The organism is Brevibacillus formosus, assembly GCF_003013405.1.
GTDB lineage: Bacteria > Bacillota > Bacilli > Brevibacillales > Brevibacillaceae > Brevibacillus > Brevibacillus formosus.
Genome location: NZ_PXZL01000004.1, coordinates 305,203 through 319,035 on the forward strand (window position 1 = coordinate 305,203; position 13,833 = coordinate 319,035).

Annotated in this window: 11 protein-coding genes; 1 reads left to right on the top strand and 10 read right to left on the bottom strand. The window is 47.5% G+C overall.

What is annotated here, in order from left to right; genetic code table 11:
• Nucleotide 1: 1 nt before the first annotated feature.
• From C7R91_RS05980 to C7R91_RS06025, 10 genes are all read right to left on the bottom strand, one after another.
• Nucleotides 2-889, bottom strand: coding sequence for a sugar nucleotide-binding protein (locus tag C7R91_RS05980; protein WP_047071415.1), 888 nt, complete (start codon nucleotides 887-889; stop codon nucleotides 2-4).
• A gap of 264 nt (nucleotides 890-1,153) precedes the next feature.
• Nucleotides 1,154-2,185, bottom strand: coding sequence for a Cfr family 23S rRNA (adenine(2503)-C(8))-methyltransferase (locus C7R91_RS05985; protein WP_047071413.1), 1,032 nt, complete (start codon nucleotides 2,183-2,185; stop codon nucleotides 1,154-1,156).
• Nucleotides 2,186-2,709: 524 nt separating this feature from the next.
• A complete protein-coding gene (locus C7R91_RS05990; RefSeq protein ID WP_047071411.1) occupies nucleotides 2,710-4,161 on the bottom strand; it encodes a YcdB/YcdC domain-containing protein in 1,452 nt (483 codons plus the stop codon).
• A 159-nt stretch (nucleotides 4,162-4,320) separates the two neighbouring features.
• A complete protein-coding gene (locus C7R91_RS05995; RefSeq protein WP_047071410.1) occupies nucleotides 4,321-4,773 on the bottom strand; it encodes a nucleoside deaminase in 453 nt (150 codons plus the stop codon).
• Nucleotides 4,774-4,800: 27 nt separating this feature from the next.
• A complete protein-coding gene (gene arcC / locus C7R91_RS06000; protein WP_047071408.1) occupies nucleotides 4,801-5,751 on the bottom strand; it encodes a carbamate kinase in 951 nt (316 codons plus the stop codon).
• 18 nt (nucleotides 5,752-5,769) lie between these two features.
• Nucleotides 5,770-7,251, bottom strand: coding sequence for a cytosine permease (locus C7R91_RS06005; protein WP_047072011.1), 1,482 nt, complete (start codon nucleotides 7,249-7,251; stop codon nucleotides 5,770-5,772).
• 78 nt (nucleotides 7,252-7,329) lie between these two features.
• Entirely contained in the window at nucleotides 7,330-8,757 is a 1,428-nt protein-coding gene (locus C7R91_RS06010; protein ID WP_047071406.1) for a YlbE family protein, read from the bottom strand.
• A 2-nt stretch (nucleotides 8,758-8,759) separates the two neighbouring features.
• Nucleotides 8,760-10,304, bottom strand: a complete 1,545-nt coding sequence (gene fdrA / locus C7R91_RS06015) for an acyl-CoA synthetase FdrA (RefSeq protein ID WP_047071404.1) — start codon at nucleotides 10,302-10,304, stop codon at nucleotides 8,760-8,762.
• On the bottom strand, nucleotides 10,286-11,197 hold the full coding sequence (locus C7R91_RS06020) for an oxamate carbamoyltransferase subunit AllH family protein (protein WP_047071403.1): 912 nt from the start codon (nucleotides 11,195-11,197) through the stop codon (nucleotides 10,286-10,288). The genes fdrA and C7R91_RS06020 overlap by 19 nt, the downstream gene beginning before the upstream one ends.
• 8 nt (nucleotides 11,198-11,205) lie before the next feature.
• Nucleotides 11,206-11,814 carry an ankyrin repeat domain-containing protein gene (locus C7R91_RS06025; RefSeq protein ID WP_047071401.1) on the bottom strand — a complete coding sequence of 203 codons (609 nt, stop codon included), beginning with the start codon at nucleotides 11,812-11,814 and terminating at the stop codon, nucleotides 11,206-11,208.
• Nucleotides 11,815-12,028: 214 nt separating this feature from the next.
• Between C7R91_RS06025 and C7R91_RS06030 the strand changes: the two genes are divergently transcribed.
• On the top strand, nucleotides 12,029-13,723 hold the full coding sequence (locus C7R91_RS06030; protein ID WP_047071399.1) for a PucR family transcriptional regulator: 1,695 nt from the start codon (nucleotides 12,029-12,031) through the stop codon (nucleotides 13,721-13,723).
• The last annotated feature ends 110 nt before the right edge of the window (nucleotides 13,724-13,833 follow it).

Below are 13,833 nucleotides of genomic sequence, written 5' to 3' on the forward strand. Positions count from 1 at the left end.
TCTACTCTCCTTTGTCGTTATCGTTTTCATTTGCGTTTTCCCATCCCGCCTGACGAAAACGGGTCTGTAGCAGTTCATGCGCCTTTTTCGTACACAACGAAGTATCCAACGGAATCCCTCGTTCCAGTGCCTCCACTTCTGTTAACAAGGTTTCTTTTACACCATCAGCATTCAGCCCTAATGCCAGAGCCATCGCTTTGTAAAAAGAATAATAACTCTCTTTCTTTGCTGGACCGAGATGAAGGGTTCCAAGGTAAGAGCCGTGCAGCAATTCGTGGATGGCCTTTCCCACATCTTCCACATGGACAAACGTCTTGTGCAAATTACCTGACCGGCTTACTTCTCTGCCAGCTTCCAGCTCTGCACACATCGAAGCGACGCGTTTATCCCATTGCCCAACCGCATTTCGACCATAGATCGGGCCCACTCGCACGATAACATGATTGGGATGCCGCTCACGAATGCGTGCTTCCCCTCGTATTTTGGCATTCGAATAAGCAGCTAACTGATTTCTCTCATCTAATGGCTCGGGATAATCTTGTTCCCGATAAGAGCCCGTTCCTCTTCCGAAAATACCGTCTGTGGAGATGAAGATGAATTTGCTCTTTTCCGGCAAATGAGAAAGCAGAGCATCCAAGCCTTTTTCTATTAGCTCTCGTTCATCTGTTGCACTCATCAACGCCCAAATGACAACATTCGGTGAAAACTCTTGCAGTATGGCTAAAAAAGAAGGGGTGTCAGTCACATCGACCCGAAGCAATTGATGGACAGCTTGTGCAGAAAAGCATGTACCCATCAGATCAATGGCATTATCCCGCAAAAGCTCCTGATAGATTTGACTTCCCAAGTAGCCGCTAGCCCCGAGCAACAATACGCGGCGTTTCTCCATGGTATGTCCCCCTCCATCACTTACCACTTCCATTATGATCCAATATACCACTATCCTCCATCTAGATCGACACATAAATAGCCCAATCACCTCATGAAAAAGAGGTGTTTTCATAGATCTTTTTCATAGGTAAACCCCAAGGCTTTCTGGATGGAGGCGCTTTTGTACTTAGATTCTAAAGTGTTTGTTGACGAAATGGGTATATCGAGGTCTGTTGCAAACCTGCTTGCGCCCGGCGTAATAAATTTTAATTTACGACATCGATTATTCAGAACGGTATAACTGCCCGCATGCCGCGTTTATGTCTGATCCGAATTGAGTTCGGACCGTGACGCTTATCCCCTTTGACTTTAAGATCCGAACAAACGCTTTAATCCGAGAATGATCTGATTGCCGATAGCTGTCCGGCGTAACTTCGGTCGAATTGAAGGGAATCAGGTTAACGTGGTAGAGATGTTCCCAAGATCCCCTTCCCCTTAGCAACTCGGCAACTGCTTCCGCATGCGCTGTCGAGTCGTTTACTCCACGAAGAAGAATATAAGCAATATACACCTTTCTCCCTGTTTCCCGGATGTGACGATCCAATGCCATCAGTACGTCGCGGACTGGGAATCGGTCGTTGATCGGCATCAGCTCGCTTCGCTGATCGTCGAAAGGCGAATGCAACGAGAAGGTTAGATTGACCTGGGGAAACTCCTGCGTCAGCTTTTCGATCCCCGGCAACAGGCCGATCGTGGAAATCGTAATTCGTCGATGTCCTAAAGCAAAGAGAGAAGGGTCGGTCAATATCGTCATGGCATCAAAAATATGCGGATTGGCGAGCGCCTCCCCCATGCCCATGAATGAGATGCTGTCCAAAGAGTGGCCGTTCAAGCGAAAGTACAGCAATTGGTCGGTAATTTCGTCGGCGGTCAGATTTCGTTTCAAACCAATCGTTCCGGTAGCACAAAACTTGCACCCGAATCCGCAGCCGCACTGTGTGGAAATACAATACGATTTCCACCCCCGCTCATAAGTAAGTCGTACAGCCTCCACCTGTTCGTCGCCCGGAATCGCAAACAGCACCTTGCTAACCTGTTTCGACGTGAGTTCCTTTACCGGAGCGATACTGCAAACGTTCGGACCAAGTATCCGGTTCAACTCGTCGCGCAAAAATTTGGGTAGTATGGTCATCCGTTCGTATTCGCCGATGTTTTGCTTGAAAATGGCGTCCATAATCTGGGCATACCGATACTCGGGCTGCTTGCATTCGGACAATATTCGCCGAATCGTTTCATATTTCGAGGTTAGTTTCATGTCTTCTCCTTACTGCCGGAGAAACCATATAAAGCAACCGTCAATGGGCGCTATGACACGTTATTCATCTATATAGAAAAAGCGCATACGTTTGCAGACAGATTACTACGTGCATCTGTCGATAAATAGGTAAATCTCCGGCAACCGATTTATTTGTTTGTGAACCGCTTCACACAATTGGAACCGGTTCACATAATCATCTACAACCTCAATCTCCATCGCTTTCATCCTCCTAGAAATGGTTTAGGCTTATCTCTTGTCAGAATAAAAAAAGAGCTACAAGAAAGTTACCTTTCCTGTAGCTCAAAAAATACGACACATCCAACCCATTGCAGGGTATAAAAAGGATATATTTTCTGAGTGAAAAGAATAAGGTAACGATCTTGCCAATAAAGAATAAGACAAATTCTGCTTTATTCTTTAAAAAAGTGGCAAGAATGATTACATTATCCTCTTCATCTCCTATCGTTAATTGTCAGCACGATTTTAACATACCAGTTTCTGCATGACAACATCCTTGAGTCCTACTCTTCGACCTTACCTGTCAGGGCATTGATATTGTTACCATCTATGCAATAGGCAAGAACCGGTTTGGCCAATCTCTTTCCATTAATAAATGGGTAGATGTATAGCAGTTCAGTGGGTTTCTCTGACAAGGCCTTGGCTGCTGCATCTATGGAGACAGCCTTCCTCTTATCCGGGAGCTTGGCGGGATTTTGGTGGAGCTTTTGATAGTAGTCGGTGATTTTCCCCGTGACTCCATTCACACCAATATCAATGCTTCGGCCGTATATCAGCGGAAGTCCCTCAACAGATGGCACAAACTCTACTACATACTCATGTGGATTCTGTGTATCAGGATTCACCATGTAGTAGAACTCCTTTTCTTCTTGTTTGAGATATGGTTGCAGGAACTGAACAGCTTTCTCAAGAGCCTGCTTTTCCGACAATGTTGGCTTCCCTTTTTGGGGTTCGGCGTTCGAATTGCTTATAAAACCGATCACAACGCCATCCTTCGTAAACAAAACCTCATTTTCATCAGGGGAAACATAGACTCTTTCCTTCTCGTCTCTGACGCCGTTGAAGGTACTTCCCTTCAAGCTGATACCAAACTCGCTTTCATAAATCCGGGTTGCCTCCTGCTCATTCTTCACCTTTACTACCTTTCCACCAGGTGTGAGGGAGATTGGTTTCCACCTCCAGGTTATGTATTGCCGATTAGGGATCAACTCAGCTCCTGTTACTGCGTCCAAATAATGGGAGCCTACAGTGTTGTAGACGAGATCGGTTTTATTTTCATCAAGGATGTACATGAGTTGCAGTTGAGGTGGGATAAAGCGACTGAGCTGATCTTTCTTCATCGCTTGGGCTGGGGGGAGGAAATCAGCTGGATTAATGTTTGTCAGCGTGTTTTCTCCTGCCGAAACGTAAGTTACCTGTCCCGCACTGTTTACTGACAACCGAAACTCATCGCCAACTACCTCGATGCCATTTACATAGCGGCTATAGATGACATCCCCTGCAGGAACCCGCGTTACCTTGTACAGGCTACGCATTTCACCGATCCACCCCTCCATGAAGGTATCGGCGCTATTATAGGCCAGCTTGTCATCAGGATTTTCAAGATCCTTGTCATCCCAATGATACGTAAGCAGTTTCCCTGTTTCTGCATGGATATTGGCTATGGCAAAAAATTCATTATTTTTTTCATAAAGGATCTCGTACACAGGCTGGTCTTTCGTGACTAAGGTAACATATCTTGATGTGTCATCGAGCGCTGGGAAGAGCATTTGCAGCTTTTGCTCCGTTCGTTTTGCCTTTTCGCTTAACTGATTTTCCGGAAGGCGAGCTGCTGCTTGTTGGTTCCCTGTCTGATTTGCCATGACTGTGCCCGAGGCTGGTGACAGGAGCAGTGTGGCTATTAGGAGTGCGCTACTTGCCAGTACAGGATAACGCCTTTGAGAGGTCGAGGTCATACGTGTATCCCCCATCTTTTCTTGACGTTGAAGCTCACACAATAAGACGGTGTTTGGAAAAAATAGTCACCTTACCATATGCGGAAAGTATAACAAAGAGAAAAAGGGCCCTTATAAGGCCCTTACATCCGTGTTTCTATTCTGCTATTCAGTTACCCACTACTCTCTGTTCAGTTGATGAAAGTGGGTAAACAACTGATCGCAGTCCTCACGCTTCTCGACCTTGATCATGTTCAAAACGCTCTGATCCTTACCGGAAAAATAGTCGCGAAGATGCTTATCCGAAAAACCGTTCTCATGCGCATCCTCCGCAGTTGAGCAGTAATGAACAACCTTGATGCCAGACCAAATGATAGCGCCCACGCACATCGGGCAAGGCTCGCATGTCGCGTAAATTTCGCAGCCTGTCAGATTCATCGTGCCCAGCGTCTTGCACGCTTCGCGAATGGCTACCATCTCTGCGTGCTGGGACGGGTCCATATCTGCTATCATGCGATTGCTGCATACGGCGATGATTTCGTCCCCTTTCACGACAGCCGCTCCAAAAGGCCCGCCGAGCTTGTTGTTCATGCCTTCCATCGTTTTTTCCACTGCCAGCTTCATGTAATCCATAGACTTGCATCCTCCCTCAAGAGGCTTTTATTTTACGATGTGTGTCCCTGCTTTGTTCGTAATCGCGTCCTTTAAGCTCTCTGGGTTCGTAATGATCACACTTGACCCGTTTTTCTCCAAAAAGCTCAGGCTTGCCTCGATTTTTGGCAGCATGCTGCCTTTTGCGAAGTGCTCCTCACGAACGTATTGCTTCGTTTCCTCTACCGTGATGCGCTCCAGCGCCTTTTGATTCGGCTTGCCGAAGTTAATGCACACCTGCGGAACACCTGTCGTAATGATCAATGTCTGTGCATCGATTTGCTCTGCCAGCAAGCTGGTGGCAAAATCCTTGTCGATGACAGCATCAATCCCATCGTACGTATTTTCGTCCGTTTTCACAACCGGAATACCACCGCCGCCAACAGCGACTACCACATATCCCGTTTCGATCAACGATTTAATTGCGTCTTTTTCCACGATGTCGATTGGCTTTGGAGAAGGAACCACTCTTCTGTAGCCGCGACCGGAATCCTCGATAAATACCCAGTCCGGATGCTCTTTGCGCATCTCTTCCGCTTGCTCAAGCGTGAAGAAGGAGCCGACTGGCTTCGTTGGATTCTGGAAGTTCGGATCATCCTTGCTGACTTCCACCTGTGTGATGACGCTCGCCACTCTTTTGTTGATTCCTCTTTTGGCAAATTCGTTGGTGAGTGCCTGCTGGATTTGGTAGCCGATTCCCCCCTGCGTATCCGCCACGCAATTGACCAGCGGGATTGTAGGCATTCCGGACACTTCATTGGCGATTTCGCATCGTTGCAAAGCAAATCCAACCTGGGGTCCGTTGCCATGAGTAACAACAACGTTGTAACCTTCTTGCACCATGTCTGCTATATTTGCTGCGGTTTCACATACGGCTTCATATTGGTCTTGAATTGTGTTGCGACCATTATCCTTAACCAATGAGTTGCCGCCGATTGCAACAATTACGAGTTTTTCCACTGGGCACTTCTCCCTTTGTTAAGATACTTTTGCAGTTGTTTCACTCTGCGTGATCGTGATTGGTTTGTTCCATTTATAGCACAGCGCATATAAAACGCCGGATATGATCGACCCGCTAAGGAATGCTGACTTGCTGATGTTTGTCAACAGTGGCACATTTGGCAAGAAAGAGCCGGATAGCGTAATCAAGAAGCTGACGATCAGTACGCCGCATGCCACCATATTTAATCCGTTTTTGTATTCACCGTGTTCACCTGGTTTTACGTAGATAGCAGATAAATCTAGCTTTCTTTTTCTTTCAATAAAGAAACTAACCAGCATGATCCCCGTAATAGGACCGTACATGGAACCGATAAAGCTATAGAACATATACAGCGCAGCCGTGCCGTCCACCAGCTTCCAAGGTAAAATGACAGTCCCCAATACAGCTGTCAAGATAGCCGCTGATTTCACTGTAAACATTTTCGGAAGAAGCGCTGTCATTTGCAGTCCAGATGGAAGCAAATTCCCAAACACAACATAGCTCGTCGAACCTATATTCAGTGCCAGCAACAAAATAATGACGGCAACAGGATTCCCAATTTGATCAATGGCAGCGACGACATTAAAGTCTTTGATGCCAAACGCGATCTGCGTTCCAACCAACAATCCTACACACGTAATACCAAACAGGATGTAGGATGCAATCATTCCAAGCGGCAGACCAATCATTGGAGCTTTCGGGTGTTTTGCCCTTTGCGTAAGGTCTGCGATATTGACAATCGGGCCACCCCAGTTCGATACCAATGCACTTACACATGCGATAAATACAAGCCAATTCTCCATCGGTTTGGCAGGAGCATAAGCAAAGATCGGACCAAATCCGCCAGCAACGCTGATCGCCCAAATCGCTGCACCTACGATGAAAATATAGATGATCGGTGAAGACCATTTACTAAACAGACTGAGAATTTTCATTCCACCTAAAAACAATCCAACTGTAATGACCCAGAGGATCACATAAGAAAGCATGGTCGGGAAATCTAATCCGAGAAAATCAAAGCCCGGAACCATCCTTATATAGCCAGGGAATATTTTCTCAAAAATCACATTAAAGGATTGTGCGCCAATAATTGTTTTTGTCCCAAAAAACACAACACCAGCGATAAGCCCGCGACATATAGCAGGAATGATCGAGCCTTTTACACCAAAGGAGCTGCGCAACAGCATCGAATAGCCAATCCCGTACTTCGTTCCCGCATAGCCATTCAACCCATAGCCAGCCGAAACAATCAAGGCAGCAAGCATGACTGCCCACAAGACTTGCGGAACAGATAATCCGAGGACAAAGAATCCGGCTACCGTCATGTACGACATGAGATTATGCACAGCGCCCATCCATACGGTCACGTAGTTAAAGGTGCCCCAATCTCGATTTTCGGAAGTCTTTGGCAAAATATCGTCCGCGTATCCATAGGACTTGAATTCTTCATATGATTCCTTTACGTTTGCTTGTCCCATGTTCATTCACCTTCCTCTTTCAACCCAGCTTTCGCAACCTTCTTTTGCTACGAAAGCTGAGTCACCTAGGATGAAAAGCTATTCGCTAATCGTTTCCGTTACTGCGAGCAATGCCTTTTCGAAAGCTTCCATTGGCGGATATGTTATACCCGCACCGATCATGCCGATACCTGCGTCTTTATGCGCAATGGCGGTGTTGATAATCGGCAGAATGCCTGTTTGGATCACCTGTCGAATATCGATTCCTGTCGGTACTCCGCTAAAGTCGAGGAGTGGAATCGTGACGTTTGGATTTTCTGCTGTCGTAATTTCCTTCATCGTGGTGGAGAAGCCGATCGCTTCTTCAACCGTTCCGCCTACGAGCGCAACAATCGCTGGAGCTGCTGCCATCGCGAAGCCGCCGATCCCGTATGTTTCGGTGATCGCACTGTCCCCGATATCCAAGCCGGAATCCTCTGGCTTGTAGCCTGCAAACATCGGACCAATTACCTTTTGTGCTGGTCCGGTAAACCAGGTGTTTCCAGCCATGCCGCTTACACGGATACCGAACTCTACCCCATTGCGGGCCATTGTGGTAACAATCGTGCTGTTCTCGATTCCATGTGCTGCATCCAGCGCGCATTTGCACATCGCCATCCATGTTGGGCCAGAGAAGTAATCGCTGCTCGCTACGAATTCGAATACTTCGCGCTTTTGCTCTTTTGTGAAATCTGTCTCCAAAATGTACGGAGTCAGCGCTTGAATCAACAAGCTCGTACCTGCGTTGTTGCGGTTGTGGCATTCGTCACCCATGTGCAGTGCTTGCGCCAGCATGAGACGCAGATCTATTTCACCTGCAATCTTCATTGCATTACGCAGCATTGGCCCCAAAACATCCCGCATCCAGTTCAGACGAGCGATGACAGTTTCATCGTTGGCACCCATGCGCAAAATTTTAGCCATTTGCTCACTGAGGTTGGTGTAAGCGACGTTGCCATACGTCTTGTTTTTCACCACATGCATGAACATCGAAGCGGATGTCACACCTGCCATGGAGCCTACGCAGTTGTGTTCGTGGCATGGCGAGAACGTGATTTCGCCGGAAGCAGCTACCTGTTCAGCTTCCTCGATGTCTTTTGCCAAGCCTTCGAATACAATTGCTCCGGTTACTGCACCTTTCATTGCTCCGCACATTTTGTCCCAAGTAATAGGCGGACCTGCGTGCAGAATCGTGGTTTTAGTCATGCCTGGCACCACATTGATCGCTTGGTCGAAGCCAACGAGCATCGGCTGGGAGTTGATGATACGCTCTACCGCCAGCTTGTTTGCCGCAGCGATTTTATCAGCGACAGCTGCATTTTCCAGTTTGTCGAGAGCGTTGATCAGCTCAGGCTTTCCGCCGCCTGGTGGCTTCCAATCTAGATGAGACGCATTCGCATTTTGCTTGATGATATCGTCTTTGAAAAACTCGATCCCTACGTTGATCGCATGAATTTTCCCGTTAAACAGCTCGTTGATTTTGCTCATGATTATTCCCCTTTCGCAACAAATTCTCTAGCCAGAAGACCTGCGTTCGTGCTGCTGCTCGCAATCGTTACACCCGCATCCATCAGCTTCTTCACTTGCTCATCGAAGTTCGGTGTATCGAGGTCAGTACCCAACACATAGCCCAGAATTTCCAGGTGTCTGCCTTCTTTGGTAGCCTGCGCTTTTGCTTCGATGATCGCTGGCAGCATCACGCCGACAGGATCTTCGTGGGAACCGAAGCCCAAGATGAAGTCCATCAAAATGACGCCGACGGAAGGATCTTTTGCTTCTTCCAAAAATCTCGCGATGCGCGTGGAAGGATCGATCATCGGGTGCGGCTTGCCATTTGTAAAGTCGTCATCGCCCATGTCAAGGAAAGTGTGAGCCTTGCTCTCATGGATGTTTTTCAGCTTGTAGTCCGCTTTCTTTTGGATGTTGCTGTATACGTCTTCATACTTGTCCATCGAGAGGTACATAGCTTCGTCGCACAGCGTACCGCCGCAGAACAGCCCGCGAATGTATTTTTGTTCAGGTGTCAGCTTTGCCCGGACTTCTTCAATCAGCGGCCAGTTGAGTGCGCGCTTGTTAAGCTCGTCTTCGTTGGCACCAGCCAGCACAACTGCTTTGATGGCTGCTTCCTTGCTCGTCTTGGCAAAATGTCCGCCTGCTTCCAGAACTGCTGTTTCTTCTCCACCAATGAAGTACACAACCACAGGTTTCTTGCAGCTTTTCACCTGTGCCAGCACTTTTTCCTGAACACTTGGTGCCGGTGGCTTGGAAATGAGCACGATGACCTTTGTCGCCTCATCCTCTTCCAGTGCTTTGATTCCATCGAGCATCATGATGCCGCCGACTTGCTCGGAGAGGTCGCGACCGCCTGTACCGATCAGCTGCGTGATACCGCCGCCGAAGTCGTGAATACGCACGCTCACCTCTTGGCTTCCTGTACCAGATGCACCTACGATCCCGATGTTGCCTTTTCTCACAGCGTTTCCGAAGCACAGTGCCACATTGCCGATAATCGCAGTACCGCAGTCAGGTCCCATCATCAAGAGGCCTTTTTCATGCGCAAATTGCTTGAGAGCGATCTCCTCCTCGATGCTCACGTTGTCGCTGAACAGCATGACGTGCAGATCGTTTTCCAATGCTTTTCTCGCTTCTCTCGCTGCGAATGCACCGTTTACCGAGATGACAGCAAGATTCGCCTCTGGAATGCTGGCTGCCGCAGAATCAATCGTGGAGTATTTGATCTCTGTTGCGGATTTGCTGCCGCCTTTTTTCTTGAACAGCTCTTCGATGGCGATGAGAGCACTCTCACACAGCTCGTCTGTCGCTGCCTTCACCACGATCATCAAGTCGCTCGTTTTCGCCGCTTCCAGCTCAGGTGTGAGCAAACCAACGTTTTTCAATACTTCTTTGTTCATGTCGGTGCCCATCGCAATAACCGCTTGCTCGACACCTTCAATTTGATTCGCTTTTGTAGATAGAGACATCAGGGATACCGAGTCAAAATACGTGCTTTGCTTGATTACGACTTTGGTAGACATACATTACCTCCAGCTTCTAGATTTCGTTCCAAACCACATAGGATGCCAAGCAGGATATCCGTCCCCGACGACGAGCCGATCCCGATGATTTTGTCTAAAGCAGGGACAAGCTCTTCCGTAGAGCCGGACACCATGCATGAAAGTAAGTCAATTAGTGACTCTCTTACTTGTCCATGGGCTGCTTTTTTCAGCGTGATCGCACTGATTTCGTTCGTTAATGCTTGGGACGAACGGACGATTTCATCGAAAAATGGGCATGACAAACAAGAGGGAATGTTTTGCATTTTGTATACACTGCACAATCCCACTAAAAAATCGTCACCCGATGGCGTTAGCCCCGGCCCCAGTCCGATAAGACTTATCGCATGCTGAGTAGCTGACTCTATGCGTTTGTTCGCCAGATCGTCGGAAAGCATGCCTGCACGCTGAATCAGCATACGGGACATCTCTTTCTCAAACGGACTGGCAGGTTGGGAGGACATCTTCATGCCCCCCGTCTTGCCGTATACGTCCACGTAGTTCTTCGTGAACGCCACATTTCTGCGCAATACATCTACGCCTTCTATGTCACAAGGATAGGAAGGGAGTTCACCTTCCCACTTTGTTGCTTGCTGAATCCATATTCGCAAATCCGCTCCGATAACGAGTGTGCTATCTTCCGTCATGACCGGAGCGTTAACGGACAGCCCCAGCTCTGAAAAGCCCTTTACATCAATGATGAGCGTGTTCGGTGCATTGTCTAGCTGATGGTTGCCAATGGTGTACAATTCCCCGTTTTCGCTGCATATCAGATTGATCGTGCGCTCAAAAATACTGTGTACGCTCCCGCTAAAGTTTGCTCGTGCCAAACGCTCAAGGAAACCAGCATCACCAGACAACGCCTGGATGTACATGGGACGCTTTACTTCGCTCCTGCTTCCAGCAAGATTTTTTCGATCTCGGTGTAGCCTTTTCTTCTCGCAAGCTCAAGCGGTGTTACGCCGTATTTATCTACCATGTGCACATTGCAGCCATGCTCAATCAACAGTTTGATGATCGTTTGTTGCTTCTCGCCGCCATCACCTAAGATGATCGCTTCGATGAGTGGTGTCCACCCTACAAAGTTGGTATGGTTTACATTGATGTCAGTCGTCGTTACGAGCTCACGCACGATGTCCACGTGACCTTTTTCGCACGCTGGGGTAATCCCTACGCCACCAAAACGAGTCAACAGCTCCAGGTTTGTTCCTGCCTTGATCATCATTTTGACAAGCTCCAGCTTGCCGTTGATGCAACCGAACAAGAACGGGTTGAAGCATGTCTCATCCTGCAAATCTACATCTGCACCCGCTTCTACCAAAAACGATACCGCTTCCAATTTGTCGTTCATGGCAGCAGTCAGAATCGCTGTACGCTTTTGTCTGTTTCTTGCGTTAATATCTACGCCCTGCTCCAGATGCTTTTTCAGTGCTTCGATATTCCCCTCAGCCGCTGCCTCGAGAAATGCTTGTACTACGCTTTTGTCTGTCATAGTAAGCCCTCCATGATCTCGTGATTGAACAACCTGCCAAGATTGGCTGAGTGCTTGCTTTTTAAAAAATAATTAGACAAGCCCCCGTACTTACATCATTATTTTAGACAGGGTGAATGGAATCGTCATTGTGTATGGAAACTAAAAAAATTGAGGTTCACTTGTGCACATTGCACAATTACAGGAGTCCCTTTGTGGCAAAGGAGTGAACAGGGTGCTGACCATCAAAGATTTGCTAACCATTCAATCCATAGACGGCATCAAAATCATCGCTGGAGAGCAAGGCATCAATAACGTCATCTCCATCGTCAACATCATGGAGAACCCGGATGCTTTTGACTGGCTGTCTTCCAATGAATTACTGCTCTCCACCGGATATATTTTCAAGGACAATCCCGAGCTGCAAAATAAAATCATCAAGGAACTGGCGGAAATCAACTGCTCTGGGCTCTGCATCAAGATGCATCGCTATTTCGATCAAATCCCGCAAAACATGATTGATCATGCCAACAAGTATGGACTGCCGCTCTTGGCCCTGCCTTTTGAATACACGCTTTCTAAAGTGATTGCCATTATTAACGAGAAAGCCTCCGGGCGCTACGATTTGTTGAACCGCAAAACATTGGACATGCATAACGCCCTGTTTCGCATTGCGCTGGAAGGAGGCGGACTGGATCGGATCGCTTCCGAGCTGTCCGAGACGATCAACAACCCGATCCTTATACTGGATCAGGACTGGCATCTGCTTCATTACACGGAAATCTGGCATAATCCGATTCCGCTTGACTCCTGCCTGACCTTGATCAAAAACAGACCTGTTTTTACCCGTGACTTTACCGATTCCGTCCCGAAAAATATTAGCCAGATCAAAAAGTCAATCAAGCGTATCTACCATGCGAAAGATTACGAGGTTAAATGCAGGATTTTACCTGTTGCTGTTGCCAACCACATCTACGGATACATCGTCGTCTGGCAAACCGTGTGGGAACTGACTGAATTTGACTACATCGTACTGGAGCAGGCGTCCACCATCGTGGCGCTGGAGCGGATCAAGGCGAGGGAAATCGAGGAAGTGAAGCTGAAGATCAGACAAGACTTTTTCGATGACTTGCTCACAGGTAAAATTACTTCGGCTGACTCGCTGCAAACCTTATGTGATTTGCACGGACTGCAATCGAGCTACATGTATTTTTGTATGATTATTAATATCGAGCCTGTTGAGTTGGAAAATTTGGAGGATATAATCGATCGCAAGTACGAGCTGGATCGGATCGCCAAAAAATGCGTGGATCTCGTGTATGACTATTCAAACAAAGCTCCCGGAGAAATCACCTGCTTTTATCGGAACAATCGGATCATCATTCTCATCGGACAAAATGAACATCGTCCTGTGGTGTCTGCAAGTGAAGCCAAGCAATTCGCCAATGAGCTGTACAGCGCTCTCGTGGATAAAATCAAGAAAACCTTGTTCTTTATTGGAGTTGGACGTCAGTATAAAAACATCGCTTCGCTGCATAAAAGCTTTTCCGAAGCACACGAAGCGATCCGCCTGATGCAGAAGTTCAACAGCAAAGGCGATGTCTCCCATTTCGATGATTACTCCGTCTATCATTTCCTTGGTTCCAACATTAAGGACATTGAACTGGAAGACTTCTTTTTGAAGCGTCTGGGGAAACTGTACGAGCATGATCAAGAGTTAGGCACGAGCCTTATGGTGACCTTGGACAATTACTTTCTATACAATCAAAACGTCAGTGAAGCGGCGAAAGCGATGTTCATTCACCGCAATACGTTTATTTACCGGATCGAGAAGATCAAAGAGATTTTGAACATGGATTTGAAAAACTCGGAGGAGTTGCTCCAAATCCAGCTGGCGCTCAAGATCGGCAAGCTTTTGCACAAGGAGTAAAGCTCGAAAGAACTTGGTCATCAGGCTGTAGTGGTCGGGAGGAAGGAGTGGCACATGTTTTCCAGTCGCCTTTTTCCTCACTTTGTTCGGGCGGTCTCCTTCCAAACATG